This is a genomic window from Flavobacterium sp., assembly GCF_031411595.1.
GTDB lineage: Bacteria > Bacteroidota > Bacteroidia > Flavobacteriales > Flavobacteriaceae > Flavobacterium.
Genome location: NZ_JANOBI010000021.1, coordinates 179,815 through 193,786 on the forward strand (window position 1 = coordinate 179,815; position 13,972 = coordinate 193,786).

The following is a 13,972-nucleotide window of genomic DNA, read 5'->3' on the forward strand; positions in this document are numbered from 1 at the left end:
ACGGTATCCTTTTGTGGCGGTGTTCGCCATAAAAGATATAGTGGAAAGCGGGAAACAGCTCCCGAAAAAGTGGATTTTGGAATTCGTGAATTTGGTTATTTGAAAAGTGCGTCAACTTTGTACCTTTGCAACCTCAGTGCCTTAATCCCTCAGAACCTTAGAACCTCAAAAATGAGAATTGATATAATTACCGTTTTACCCGAATTACTACGCAGTCCGTTTGAGGCTTCAATCATGAAACGTGCTATCGATAAAGGTTTGGTGGAAGTGCATTTTCACAACTTGCGTGACTATACGACCAACAAACAAAAAAGTGTGGATGATTATCCGTTTGGTGGCGGTGCCGGTATGGTGATGATGGTGCAACCAATCGACGCTTGCATTACGCATCTCAAAAGCGAACGTGAGTACGATGAGATTATTTATATGACGCCCGATGGTGAAACGCTCGACCAGAAAATGGCCAATACGATGTCGATGTATGAGAATATTATGATTTTGTGCGGACATTATAAAGGTGTGGATCAGCGTGTTCGGGATCATTTTATTACGCGCGAAATTTCGATTGGTGATTATGTTTTGAGTGGTGGTGAATTGGGTGCTTTGGTATTATCTGACGCTTTGATTCGATTGATTCCGGGTGTTTTAAGCGATGAAACTTCGGCCTTGACGGACAGTTTTCAAGACGGTTTGTTATCACCACCGATCTATACACGCCCTGCAGATTATAATGGTTGGAAAGTGCCCGATGTTTTGACGAGTGGTCACTTTGCGAAAATTGAAAAATGGCGGGAGGATATGGCTTATGAACATACCAAAAATCGTCGGCCAGACTTATTAAATGAATGATTAATAGTTAATAATTAATAATGAGGTGTTTACGTTAGCAAAAAATTATCAATTATCCATTGTTAATTATCAATTAAATTTTATCTTTGCGCCCACATTAGACCAACCTCTGGCGAAATCCGTGCATGTTGCTCTGACTTTAAAACCATAATTAAAAAAATTATCATGGCAGATTTAATGAAATTCGTTCAAGACGAATTAGTAGCTAGAAAAGATTTCCCTGAATTCGGAGCTGGTGACACGATCACGGTTTATTACGAAATTAAAGAGGGTGAAAAAACAAGAACGCAGTTTTTCAAAGGCGTTGTGATCCAAAGAAGAGGTTCTGGAAATACAGAAACTTTCACGATTCGTAAAATGTCAGGTGCTATTGGTGTAGAGCGTATCTTCCCTGTAAACTTGCCAGCTTTGCAAAAAATCGAAATCAACAAAAAAGGTCATGTTCGTAGAGCTAGAATTTTCTACTTTAGAGAACTTACTGGTAAGAAAGCAAAAATTAGAGATAAAAGAAGATAATCTTCATTCCAGAATTATAGAAAGCCTCGATGTTATGTCGGGGCTTTTTTTTTGACCGTAAGATTTTAAGACTGTAAGATCATAAGATTCAATCTTACAGTCTTATAGTCCAAAATCTCAAAATCTTATATCAGAAATTACGGCTTTCTTATTTTTAAAGATTGAAAATGACAAATCCATAAATCAATCGATTTCGCTGAACAAGTAAATCGGTATGTAGTTGATTTTACTATATTTGTCTCCACAAAAAACACAAAACCCAAAAACGATTTATAATGGCAAAAATTAAAGTAGCCAATCCGGTAGTAGAATTGGATGGCGATGAAATGACTCGAATTATTTGGACTTTTATCAAAGAAAAATTAATTCTTCCTTATTTAGATTTAGATATTAAATACTATGACTTAGGCATCGAAAGCCGCGAAGCTACCAAAGATCAAATCACGATCGACTCGGCGGAAGCGATTAAAAAATACAACGTTGGAATCAAATGTGCGACCATTACTCCGGACGAAGAGCGCGTTAAAGAATTCAACCTTTCTAAAATGTGGAAATCACCCAACGGAACCATCAGAAATATTGTCGGTGGAACGGTTTTCCGCGAACCAATCATCATGAGCAACGTACCGCGTTATGTGCAAGGTTGGACCAAACCCATCGTAATCGGGCGTCATGCTTTTGGCGATCAATACAAAGCCACCGATACCGTAATCAAAGGAAAAGGAACACTCACAATGAGCTTTACCAATGAAGCCGGCGAAACCAAAACTTGGGAAGTTTATAACTTTGAAGGCGATGGTGTTGCGATGGCGATGTATAATACTGATGAAAGCATATACGGATTTGCACATTCTTCGTTCCAAATGGCATTGACGAAAAAATGGCCGCTATACCTTTCTACAAAAAATACGATTTTAAAAGCCTATGACGGGCGATTCAAAGATATTTTTGAAGAAGTATACCAACAACATTACAAAGCACAATTTGAAGCAGACGGAATCACTTACGAACACCGTTTGATTGATGACATGGTAGCTTCTTGCATGAAATGGAATGGTGGATTCGTATGGGCTTGTAAAAATTACGACGGCGATGTACAATCAGACACCGTAGCACAAGGATTTGGTTCCTTAGGATTAATGACTTCCGTTTTAGTTACTCCTGATGGAAAAACCGTAGAAGCTGAGGCAGCACACGGAACCGTAACACGCCACTTCCGCGAACACCAAAAAGGAAGAGCAACTTCAACAAACCCAATCGCTTCTATCTTTGCTTGGACAAGAGGTTTAGAACACCGAGGAAAACTCGACAACAACCAACCGCTAATCGATTTCTGTTTGGCATTAGAGCAAGTGTGCATCGACACCGTAGAAAGCGGAAAAATGACCAAAGATTTAGCAATGTTAGTGAAACCGGAAGGATTGACAAGTGCCGATTATCTTACAACTGAAGGTTTCTTAGAAGCCATCAAAGAAAATCTAGATAAGAAACTGTCATAAATTTTTTTGATATTCAATAATGAAAGACAACTGGAAACGGTTGTCTTTTTTGTTTCTCGCAAAGACGCTAAGGCTTATACACAATTCTTTGCGGCTCTGCGTCTTTGCGAGACATTTTTTTTTACATTGCATTTATAAAGCGATTGCACCATGGAAAAACTAAGAACCAACTTCGCCATGTCAGGATTCTCAGGCGAAACATTAGATAAGATTGTCGATGCTTTTCACCTCAAAGAATACAAAAAAGGAGACTACTTCGTCGAAGCCGGAAAAACCAGTTTGTATTTGGGTTTCATCGAAAGCGGATTATTCCATTATTATGTCATCAAAGACGGTGATGAAAGAACCACTTACGTTTCTATTGAAAATACTTTCGTTGCTTCATTGATGAGTTTCATCAGCGAAACCCCTTCCAAAGAATCCGTTCGTGCTTTAACCGATAGCGAAGTCAGTGTCATTTCACGAAAAGATTTGAAGATATTGATTCATGAAATTCCACCCTTCAAAGACTTTTATATTGCACTACTCGAATGGGCAATCTGCGGTATCGACTCCAGCCGTCATGACCTCATCGTGCTTTCGGGTGAACAACGTTATGAAAAAATGCTAAAGGAAGAACCCAAACTTTTACAAGTCATTCCATTGCAATACCTAGCGTCAATGCTTGGTGTCACACCAAGACATTTGAGTCGAATTCGCGGAAAAATTCGTTAAATGCCGAATTGGACATTTGTCTAGTAATTCATTATCAGCCGTGTAGATCTTTGCATCAGAAATTTTAACTAAAAAATTAAAAATCATGCAAAAATTAATTTACACAGGAATGTTGCTATTATTACTAACCGGTCTTAACGCACAAAACAAATTATCAAAACACGAATTGAGTATCAACGGTTTTAGAAATCCATCAGCTGGAATCGAATACCGTTACAAGCAAGTTTCCGTTCATGCAGGTTACTACACGACAGCTTTCGAAAAAGGCGTTTACACGAACTTCTACAAAACAGGAGTTACTTATTGGTTTATGCCGGTCGGCAAAAAAGAAAATCCATCGTCTTTCTATTCTTCTTTATCGTATGCACGTGGCATTGATCACGATTATAAAGACAAAGACGCTGTCATCAACGAAATGGGTTTCCGTTGGATGGCTTGGAAAGGTTTGAATCTTAGAATCGGTGTGGCAGTTTTAGCTGCAAGTGGTGAAAGTATCAAAGTCAATCCTACACCTGGCGTGAGTTATTCATTCTTCTTTTAATTGCCATAGCCATGAAAAATAACATCCATATCGGAATTTTATTGATTGTAAGCAGCATCGCTTTGTTGATTCCCTATTCAATCCTGACAATCATTTTCGACTATCCGAATATTCTGCGCCAAGACACCGCGATGGTTTTACAGCAATTTCACGAAGGTGGAAATACGTTAATCGCTACCTGGTTTGCGTTTGCGATGACAGGAATTCCGCTCGTTCCGGCTTACATTTTAATCGTCCAACAATTCGAAAAGAAAACTACAATCATACGCACAGCTACAACGATTGGTGTCATTGGTCTAATCGTTCAAATGATTGGTTTATTACGTTGGACATTTGTAGTTCCAGTTTTGGCTGACACTTTCGTGAATGCGACTGATCCCGCAACCAAAGCGGCTGCAGTTGTGGCTTTCAAAACAATACATCAGTTTGCAGGTGTGCTTCTGGGTGAACATTTAGGGCAATTATTCACGATTGCATGGACGTTGATGCTGTCCTATTCGCTCGCGAAATTGCAATTCGTTCCCAAATCGATGGCTTGGTTCGGCTATATAACTTCTGCGATTTATTTGTGTGCACAGGCAGAATTATTCGCCACAGTAGTTCCTGGTTTTCCGGTTTGGGAAATGGCGGGCTTCATCGGAAGCACACTTTGGCTGATCTGGCTGATTATTCTTGGAATACTATTTTTAAAAAGTTAAGAAACAGTAGTTTCATTCATCATCAAAAAAAGCAATCACAAAAGCAATCAGTAATGGTTGCTTTTTTTATTTCTCGCAAATACGCTGAGCCGCAAAGTTATCTCTAATCAATACCTAAAAAATCTATGCATCTTTGCGAGCGATTTTTATAACATTTATTTAACAACTGCGTTAGTAACAAACGTTCGTTTAATGGGACTTAAAGGGCAATCAAAAAACTAACATCATTCATGACTTCAAAACTAATTTATTACACTACGTTCTTTTTCATGCTGCTTATCAACAGCGTGTTTGCACAAGAAAAATTTACACTAAGTGGCACGATTACCGATGCCAAAAGCAACGAAACCTTAATTGGTGTCAATGTTACCATTCCTGAACTCAAAACAGGAACCACCACCAACGAATATGGTTTTTATTCGATTACGGTCCCAAAAGGAAATTATACCGTTCAGATCAGTTACATGAGTTTTCAGACCGTGACTGAAACCATCAATCTCGACAAAAACATCAAGAACAATTTCAAACTCTCGAGCATTGAAGAACAATTGGATGAAGTGGTCATAGCCGACAACCGAAAAGCAACCAACATCAGAAAAGCGGAAATGAGTGTCAACAAACTCTCGATCAGCGCGATTAAAAAAATGCCGGTCGTTTTGGGTGAAGTCGATGTCTTAAAATCGATTTTACTGTTGCCCGGTGTGACCAATGCCGGTGAAGGTGCTTCAGGTTTCAACGTTCGAGGCGGTGCTGCGGATCAGAATCTGATTTTATTAGATGAAGCGAATATCTTCAATTCGTCGCACGTTTTTGGTTTCTTTTCCGTATTCAATCCCGATGCAATTAAAGATTTGAAACTTTACAAAGGTGGCATTCCAGCCCGTTATGGTGGTCGTGCTTCTTCGGTTTTAGACATCTATCAAAAAGATGGCAGCAGTAAAGGTTTTCATATGAATGGCGGCATCGGCGTGATTTCAAGCAGATTGCTCGCTGAAGGCCCGATTGTGAAAGATAAAGGTTCGTTTCTGATTGGCGGACGCGCTTCGTATGCGCATTTGTTTTTAAAATTAAATGAAAAACAAAAAGACAACACCGCTTACTTCTATGATTTGAATACCAAATTGAGTTACAAACTCAACCCAAACAACAATTTGTATTTGTCAGGCTATTTCGGTCGTGATGTATTTAGCATTCAAAAAAGTTTTACGAATGTTTATGGAAACGCCACTTTAAACTTGCGTTGGAATCATTTATTCTCTGACAAACTATTCTCGAATTTATCACTAATCTACAGCGATTATTATTACGGTTTGGATTTAGGTTTTATCGGTTTAAGATGGGATTCCGGTATCAAAAACTACAACATCAAATACGATTTCAAGAATTATATCAGCGACAATTTCAAATTAAATTATGGCATCAATAGTATCTATTACGACTTCAATCCCGGCACTGTAAAACCGCTTGATAGCGATTCCGGAATCAACTACAAACAACTAGAAAAGAAAAAAGCGTTAGAACCTGCAGCCTATATTGATGTCGAGCAAAACGTTTCCAAAAAACTCTCATTGTCTTATGGTCTAAGATATAGCATGTTTTACAGAATGGGCGAATCGAATGTGAATACGTATGCGAATGACAATCCTGTGGTGTTCAATCAAGAACAACAGATTTATGAAAAAGCCACACCAACGGGTTCGATACATTACGGAAAAAACAAAACCATCGCCGATTTCAACAACTTCGAACCGCGTGCTTCGGTAGCGTATCAACTCGACGAAAACCAATCGTTTAAAGCCAGTTACAACCGCATGGTGCAATACCTGCAATTGCTGTCGAATACTTCATCGCCAACGCCATTAGATGTTTGGACACCAAGCGACGAATTCATCAAACCACAAATTGCCGATCAAGTGGCTTTGGGTTATTTCAAAAATTTTAGCAACGATAAATATTCGCTTGAAGTGGAGACGTTTTACAAGAAAATCAAAAACCGCCTCGACTATATCGACGGTGCGAATCTGATTGCCAACGAAGCCATCGAACAAGTCATCCTCAACGGCCGCATGCGTTCCTACGGATTGGAAGTCATGTTGCGCAAAAACGAAGGCAAACTCACAGGTTGGATTTCGTACACCTTATCAAAATCACAACAACAAACACCGGGAAGAAATGCTTCAGAAACCGGAATCAACAACGGCGAATGGTATAATTCGCTTTATGACAAAACCCATAATTTAGCCATAACCAGCAATTACGCATTGAATAAAAAATGGAGTTTCGGTGCCAATTTCACCCTACAAACCGGACAGCCTGTAACCTACCCGACCGGAAAATACGAATACCAAGACATCAAAGTTCCGAGCTACGGATTGCGCAACGAAAACCGATTGCCACTGTACCACCATCTCGATATTTCAGCCACATTAACACCACACAAAAACGCCAACAGAAATTGGAAAGGCGAATGGGTGTTCAGCATTTACAACGTCTATGCTCGTAAAAATGCAGCATCAATAGCGTTCCGTGAAAATGTCGATACCGGTGTCAACGAAGCCGTAAAAACTTCGATTTTCGGATTTATTCCGGCCGTTAGTTATAACTTTAAATTTTAATTGATTATGAAATCGAAGATTCACGAATACCAAAAACTAAATTTTAAACTCATGAGTAAAAATATATTTATCATCACCGCAATCATGTTCTCGTTTTTCCTACACAGTTGCGAAGAAGTAGTCGACGTGCCGCTCAACACCGAAAAACCAAGACTCGTCATCGATGCCGGAATCAACTGGTATAAAGGCACCGCAGGCGACCAACAAAAAATAAAACTGACTACAACCACCGACTATTACAGCAATACAATTCCTGTAGTTTCTGGCGCAACGGTTTACATCAAAAATAGCGTGAACACCGTTTTCGATTTCATAGAAATTCCCAATTCCGGCGAATATGTTTGCACGAATTTCATTCCGCAAATCGACGAAATATACACGCTTACAGTCATCAGCAACGGACAAACCTACACGGCAACCGAAACCTTAAAATCTGTCACACCAATTCAAGAACTGATTCAAAAAAATGACGGTGGTATTACGGGCGAAGACATCGAAATCAGAACCTATTTCAACGATCCGGCTTTAGAGGAAAATTTCTATATGTTCAAATTCAAATATTCGAACCAAGTCAAACTCAATTACTACGTTGATGAAGACCGATTCTACAACGGCAATACGTTTTTTAGTGTCACAGATAACGAAGATTTGAGTGTTGGTGACAATGTCGAAATCACGCATTACGGCATATCGAGATCGTACTACAATTACATGAATGTGCTGCTCAGCGTAGCCGGAAATAGCGGTGGCGGCCCGTTTCAATCACCTCCGGCAACCGTTCGAGGCAACATTGTCAACCAAACCAATTTCGATAATTATGCGTTGGGATTTTTTAGGTTGAGCGAAGCAGATACGCGCAGTTATACGATTCAGTAGGAGATTTTAAGATTGTAAGATTATAGGATTCTAAGATTCGATCTTAAAGTCTTGAAATTTTATAATCTTAAAGTCCATTCAGAAGCTAATCCGGCTATCACTACAAAAAAACCGCGTCATACCCACAATGGTAAAGTCCGGCAAGAGCTTCCTTTGGTCGCTTTCCCGAACCAACCAAAGTAACGGTCATGACGCGGTTTTGTTTTCCGTTACCATCCGGGCTAGGGCAATCCATTACTGATTTACAATTCGGATTCAAGATTTACTATATTTACGCAAGCAAATCCAACAGTCTAAAAATCTAATAATCTAACAATCCAAAAAATGTCTTCCCATCACATCGTTCGCGACGACCAAGAACCCGCACTAATCATAGCCAACGGGGCCGCCTGCAACAACGAACTGCTAGGACAATTGCTCGAATGGCAACCTTTGGTAATTGTGTTAGATTCGGCTATCGAACGCGTCAGTGAACTCAACATCAAAGTCGATGTATTGCTCGGCGATTTCGATCGTGGTTTCAATCCAGAAGCCTTCGTAGCATCACAATATCCAATAGAAATTATCCACGCGCCCGACCAAAACAAAACCGATCTCGAAAAAGCTTACGATTATTTGATCCAAAGAAAAATTCCAGCAGCGAATGTCGTTTGGGCTACCGGAAGACGCGCCGATCATACGATTACGAATCTTACCAACATTGTGCGGTATCGCAATAGTTTGAAAATTGTGATTCACGATGACCATTCGAAAATATTTCTGTTGCCCACGCATTTTCAGAAATGGTATCCCAAAGAAACCATCATTTCGTTAATTCCAATCGGGCAAGTCAATGGCATTACCACACAAAATTTAGTGTATCCATTGCATGACGAATCACTAATGATGGGCTATCGCACAGGAAGCAGCAATGCAGTCGCCGAAGACGGCATCGTCACGATCAGTCATGCTGAAGGCGATTTGTTGTTGATGGAATGTATTGATTAGTGAAAAATAACCAACAATGAAAAACAGAAAAATTCATAAAGTTATAACCTACACGATCGCAACAGTTTGGATAGCAAACGGGCTTTTCTGTAAAGTACTAAATCTAGTTCCCAGACACGAACAAATTGTTGCAAGAATTCTAGGAAATGACTATTCCAAACCTTTGACAATGCTAATCGGATTTTCAGAAATCATGATGGCCATTTGGATTTTAAGTGGTTATAAAACAAAACTAAATGCCGTTACGCAAATCGTTATAATAGCAACAATGAATACGCTTGAGTTTTTCGTTGCTCCTCATTTATTACTTTGGGGAAAATGCAATGCCCTATTCGCTTTCCTATTAATTTTAGTAATTTACTACAACGAATTTTATTTAAACAAAAAAAATACTCCAACGATATAATGCTTTCATCTTTAAAAAATCACCCATTTGCTGTTGAAGCTTTTTTTGAAAGTTCGCTTGTGCTGACCTTTGCAGTTCCAAAAGAAGAATTGCAAAACCTTATTCCCGAATGCTTACAACTTGACACTTTTCACGACCAATGGGCTTTTATTGCGGTAGCCATGGTGCAGACAAAAGATTTACGACCAAAAGGGTTTCCTAAATTTATGGGCAACGATTTTTTTCTTATTGGTTATCGCGTGTTTGTTCGTTACACTAACAATGCAGGTAAGAACTTGCGTGGCTTATACATCCTAAAATCTGAAACCGACAAAAAGAAAATGGAGGTTATGGGCAACTTATTTACCCATTACAATTACACCACAACAGATATCAAACAAATTGAACAAGCCCATACAAAAGAAATAACTTCAATACATTCCAATTTCAAAATCACCATAGATCAATCGGAAGGGGAAATTGCTTTACCCAAGCATTCTCCATTTGCGGATTGGAAAGAAGCCAGAAGGTTTGCTGGACCGTTGCCTTTTACATTCACTTACAACAAAGAAACTAAAGAAGTGCTTATCATTGAAGGCGTGAGACAAAACTGGACGCCAAATCCTATACAAATTGTCGATTATAATTTCGAGTTTTTAAATACTCTTAAACTTGAACCATTAGTTTTAGCCAACGCTTTCATCATTAAAAACATTCCATACTATTGGAAAAAAGGTAAAATCGAATCATGGAAATAAAAAGAAGAAAGTTTCAAGGCGTTCTGAATATTTTAAGTTTTAATAGACATTTTTACTTGTTTGGATTGGGCGTTTTGACTTTAATAATAACAAGTCATGTCCTAATCAAATGGTCTGACATGCTATTTTATATTACCATTGCGGCTTTTCTTTATGGACTTATAATGCCTTTGATCGTATCGGCTTATGTGTATGATTTTTCGGGATATTATGATTTCAATTGGTTGAAAAAAATTGAATTCAACGATTCAGATTCAATGCAGATTCTTAATATCAACGCAGGATTTGATGAAACAAGTTTTATTATTAAAAATAATTTTCCGAATTCCGATTTGAAAGTGTTTGATTTTTACAATCCAAAAAAACATACCGAACCAGCTATTATTAGAGCCCGAAAAGTCAGTTTAGTATTTCCTGACACACAGCAAATAAAAACCAATTTGATTCCTTTAAAAGACAATTCGATTGACATTATCTTTCTTTTGTCTGCCGCGCATGAGATAAGATCGCAAGACGAAAAAATTCAATTCTTGAAAGAATGTCACAGGTTATGCAAACCAAACGGAAAAGTAATTATGGTAGAGCACTTGCGGGATTTTCCAAATTTTTTGGCTTTCTCCGTTGGCTTTACGCATTTTTTTTCAAGAAATGTTTGGAAAAGAGCTTTTGAAAGTGCGGGGTTTTCTACATTTGAAGAAAGCAAATTCACGCCATTTATGTCTATTTTCAATTGTTGCCCTTAATCTGTAAATTTAAAAATGGATATTCATCTTAAAATAATTGGTGTTCTTTTAATTCTATTGGCATTGATACACAGCATTTTTCCTAAATATTTCAATTGGAATGAAGAACTTCAACCATTGAGTTTAATCAATCGACAAATGATGACGGTGCACACTTTTTTTATTGCATTAACGGTATTGCTCATGGGCATACTTTGTTTGACTTGTTCAAACGAACTCATCGAAACCAATTTTGGAAAAAAAATAGCACTTGGACTGGGCATATTCTGGACAACACGATTGTTGATTCAGTTTTTCGGCTATTCATCAGATTTATGGAAAGGGAAAAAATTGGAAACGATTATACATATCATCTTTTCGATACTTTGGTTGTATATCAGCACTATATTTTTGACCCTATATTTCAATTGATAACAATAAAACATGCAAAACAAAAAAATAATATTCGCACTTATTTTTATGCTAATATCGCAAATCAATTACAGCCAAAAACCTAAATTGAAGCTCGATAAAGAATCGTTTTTGTTAGGAACATTATCCGATTATATGGGTAGGATCGTAATATCGAATCAAAAAGAAAAAATTGACGAGTATGACAATCCCATGGCGGAAACAATCACTTCGCTTTTTAAAGCGGACTATGATGATTACAGAACTGAAATCAAGGAATATCCCGCTTATCACTCCAATAAAATGATAGTTTATTCTGCAAAACTTTCCAAAAAAATCAATGCAAACTTCACTTTTGAAAAATATGCATTGACACATCCCAATAAGGATACTGTGTATTATGGAAAATTGAAGGAAAATCTATTTCAAACGGAATTGCAGAAAATATCATTCATCGTGGGTTTATACTCGCAATCCGGAGTAGAAAACAAAACCCGATATTGTATTAGGTTATCCAACTCAGTAAGAAAATTTACTGAAGCCGAAAAAGTATTAAAAGAACTGCATTGTCAAAATGTTGATGTTGCAATTGAAAAAAACATCCCTACCCAATTCATCCTCTATTTTAAACCTAGTGCTGCGCTCAAAAAGTACTTGAAAGAATATATGTTTCTGCGCAAAGCAATACAAAAGGAACTCGAAAATCGCTTTCAATTGTCTTCCAAACATTCCGCTAAAAAATAACTTATGGTTGCGTAAGCTTCATTTGCAATAACGCATCGCGAATCAAACCAAAATGTTCCCACGGAATAAAGTGATTGGCGTTTTCAATCGAGATATTCTGAATCGATTTGGCGTGAACAAAAGTCTTATTCATAAACGCCATATTTTTATAAGGCACCAACGGATCTTTCGTTCCGTGAATAATAACAACGTCAGCGGTGATTTTTTTTAAGTCCGGTTCCATCGCCACCAAATCGCCTTTGAGCCACCACAATTCATCATTGGCCGGACGTAAAGCTCCCGGAATCAAATACCGCAATGGTTTCGACATGATGATGCTGCGCCAAATTTCAGGCGTTTCCGCTTTCGGATCTATCGCTCCGGCTAAAACCACCAAATGTTGAAACAAAGTTGGATTGTCAGTAGCCATTTTAACAATGACTGGCCCACCTAAAGAATGCCCGATTAAAACTATGGGCTGGTGGTTATCGATTTGTGTTACAAAAGCTTCAATGATATGCGCTTGAGTTGGTAAATCTTCGGCAACACCAAAATTACTGTTGCCAAATCCCGGGCGGTCAATAGCAATCATGCGGTATTTTTTGAGCAGCAAACTATCGCTTAAATAACTTTTGTACGCATCCCAACTTCCGGGTGAACCATGCACGAAAAACAATGTGGGTTTATCCGCATTTCCGGTTTGGATGTAATGCATTTCGTGTGCATCTACTTTGAGGGTTATGCTGATGAAAGGAATTTTTAAAGTATCAAAATAAGTATTGGTTTCTTTGGTTGTCATGCGCATCGTCATACACGACTGACAAAACAGTATGTAGAGAAACAATATTCCGAACAGCGTGTATTTAAAGTAATGTCGCAATGGATATGCAATTTATTATTCTCTAATCATCATAAACGAAGCTTTAAAACCTGTAGCAAGATACCAACGTCCTGATGTAATCAAATTTCCTTGATCATCGTAGATTTCAAACTCAGCAGTATTCGGAACGGAAAGCCCTTCGTTGATGGCTTCACATTCAATTTTATTAAAACCTTTTTCTAAACCTAAATTAAAACTGTGGGTTTCCCCTCCGAGTGTAATTTCAGAAATCATGACGCGACCATTGACTAAAAGTTTGATTTGATCACCATCAACGTAGCCAAAATCCCGGTACGTTATTTTCACATGATCCGCCTTGATTTTGAATTCGCCAAAAAACTCATCTTTCCTGAAAACCTTATTGTCTTGACCGCCCTCTTGAAGGCTGTTGTTGAGCTTTTCTTTATAAGAATCTCCGGGATTGGCAAACTTATTATTTTGAGCAAATTGTAGTTTTTTATCTTCCAAAATAGAGGATGAAGTATTCGATTTTGGTTTGGCATTCGGCGAAAAAACAGAAGGTGTAAAAGTCTTTGGCGTACTCAAACCACTGCCTTTTGGAAGCGAATTTGAGGGATTCAAAAATTCACTTTGTGCCAGTCCAACTGCTGTAAAACAACACATGGTCATGCAAAAAAATAACGTTTGAATTCGATTAAATGTCCTCATTTTAAACAAAAATGGATTTATAATTCCGCCGATAAAATTATAGTTTTTCAACGCAAGCCAACGCTTTTTATCATTTTTTTATCATTTCTTTTGGAAAGCAATTTTCGATAATTACTTTCGTTATGATTC

17 protein-coding genes are annotated in these 13,972 nt (G+C 38.1%); 14 read left to right on the forward strand and 3 right to left on the reverse strand.

Translation table 11 applies throughout. The features are described from left to right. The first annotated feature begins 171 nt into the window (after positions 1–171). The 8 genes from trmD (at position 172) to RMO03_RS04180 (ending at position 8,308) form a co-directional block, all read left to right on the forward strand. Positions 172–849 carry a tRNA (guanosine(37)-N1)-methyltransferase TrmD gene (trmD, locus tag RMO03_RS04145; protein WP_309640826.1) on the forward strand — a complete coding sequence of 226 codons (678 nt, stop codon included), beginning with the start codon at positions 172–174 and terminating at the stop codon, positions 847–849. A 165-nt stretch (positions 850–1,014) separates the two neighbouring features. Continuing rightward, positions 1,015–1,365, forward strand: coding sequence for a 50S ribosomal protein L19 (gene rplS / locus RMO03_RS04150; protein ID WP_309640827.1), 351 nt, complete (start codon positions 1,015–1,017; stop codon positions 1,363–1,365). A 275-nt stretch (positions 1,366–1,640) separates the two neighbouring features. Continuing rightward, on the forward strand, positions 1,641–2,864 hold the full coding sequence (locus tag RMO03_RS04155) for an NADP-dependent isocitrate dehydrogenase (protein WP_309640828.1): 1,224 nt from the start codon (positions 1,641–1,643) through the stop codon (positions 2,862–2,864). A 150-nt stretch (positions 2,865–3,014) separates the two neighbouring features. Continuing rightward, positions 3,015–3,578, forward strand: coding sequence for a Crp/Fnr family transcriptional regulator (locus RMO03_RS04160; RefSeq protein WP_309640829.1), 564 nt, complete (start codon positions 3,015–3,017; stop codon positions 3,576–3,578). A gap of 85 nt (positions 3,579–3,663) precedes the next feature. Beyond that, a complete protein-coding gene (locus tag RMO03_RS04165) occupies positions 3,664–4,119 on the forward strand; it encodes a hypothetical protein (protein ID WP_309640830.1) in 456 nt (151 codons plus the stop codon). A gap of 11 nt (positions 4,120–4,130) precedes the next feature. After that, on the forward strand, positions 4,131–4,817 hold the full coding sequence (locus RMO03_RS04170; RefSeq protein WP_309640831.1) for a DUF4386 domain-containing protein: 687 nt from the start codon (positions 4,131–4,133) through the stop codon (positions 4,815–4,817). Positions 4,818–5,047: 230 nt separating this feature from the next. Then, positions 5,048–7,432 carry a TonB-dependent receptor gene (locus RMO03_RS04175; protein WP_309640832.1) on the forward strand — a complete coding sequence of 795 codons (2,385 nt, stop codon included), beginning with the start codon at positions 5,048–5,050 and terminating at the stop codon, positions 7,430–7,432. Between the two features lie 51 nt (positions 7,433–7,483). Next, positions 7,484–8,308 carry a DUF4249 family protein gene (locus RMO03_RS04180; RefSeq protein WP_309640833.1) on the forward strand — a complete coding sequence of 275 codons (825 nt, stop codon included), beginning with the start codon at positions 7,484–7,486 and terminating at the stop codon, positions 8,306–8,308. A gap of 100 nt (positions 8,309–8,408) precedes the next feature. On the opposite strand, the gene RMO03_RS04185 is transcribed toward RMO03_RS04180, so the two are convergent. Further along, positions 8,409–8,567: a hypothetical protein gene (locus tag RMO03_RS04185; protein WP_309640834.1), complete on the reverse strand. Its 159-nt coding sequence runs from the start codon at positions 8,565–8,567 to the stop codon at positions 8,409–8,411. Between the two features lie 65 nt (positions 8,568–8,632). Here RMO03_RS04185 and RMO03_RS04190 point away from each other — a divergent pair, with 65 nt between their 5' ends. Genes RMO03_RS04190 through RMO03_RS04215 form a run of 6 tightly spaced genes read left to right on the forward strand, consistent with a single transcriptional unit; the run spans position 8,633 to position 12,315 of the window. After that, positions 8,633–9,295, forward strand: a complete 663-nt coding sequence (locus RMO03_RS04190; protein WP_309640835.1) for a thiamine diphosphokinase — start codon at positions 8,633–8,635, stop codon at positions 9,293–9,295. 16 nt (positions 9,296–9,311) lie between these two features. After that, complete coding sequence (locus RMO03_RS04195) at positions 9,312–9,701, forward strand: DoxX-like family protein (RefSeq protein ID WP_309640836.1); 390 nt, start codon at positions 9,312–9,314, stop codon at positions 9,699–9,701. Continuing rightward, on the forward strand, positions 9,701–10,438 hold the full coding sequence (locus RMO03_RS04200; protein WP_309640837.1) for a DUF2071 domain-containing protein: 738 nt from the start codon (positions 9,701–9,703) through the stop codon (positions 10,436–10,438). Before RMO03_RS04195 ends, RMO03_RS04200 begins: the two co-directional genes overlap by 1 nt. Continuing rightward, positions 10,429–11,181, forward strand: a complete 753-nt coding sequence (locus tag RMO03_RS04205; protein WP_309640838.1) for a methyltransferase domain-containing protein — start codon at positions 10,429–10,431, stop codon at positions 11,179–11,181. The genes RMO03_RS04200 and RMO03_RS04205 overlap by 10 nt, the downstream gene beginning before the upstream one ends. A gap of 15 nt (positions 11,182–11,196) precedes the next feature. Beyond that, the gene (locus RMO03_RS04210; protein ID WP_309640839.1) at positions 11,197–11,592 is read left to right on the forward strand and encodes a hypothetical protein; all 396 of its coding nucleotides are present in this window, start codon (positions 11,197–11,199) and stop codon (positions 11,590–11,592) included. Between the two features lie 48 nt (positions 11,593–11,640). After that, positions 11,641–12,315: a hypothetical protein gene (locus tag RMO03_RS04215; protein ID WP_309640840.1), complete on the forward strand. Its 675-nt coding sequence runs from the start codon at positions 11,641–11,643 to the stop codon at positions 12,313–12,315. Position 12,316: 1 nt separating this feature from the next. Here RMO03_RS04215 and RMO03_RS04220 read toward each other — a convergent pair whose 3' ends face one another. Then, a complete protein-coding gene (locus RMO03_RS04220; RefSeq protein WP_309640841.1) occupies positions 12,317–13,174 on the reverse strand; it encodes an alpha/beta hydrolase in 858 nt (285 codons plus the stop codon). Positions 13,175–13,189: 15 nt separating this feature from the next. Further along, complete coding sequence (locus RMO03_RS04225) at positions 13,190–13,756, reverse strand: hypothetical protein (protein WP_309640842.1); 567 nt, start codon at positions 13,754–13,756, stop codon at positions 13,190–13,192. Positions 13,757–13,972 lie beyond the last annotated feature (216 nt).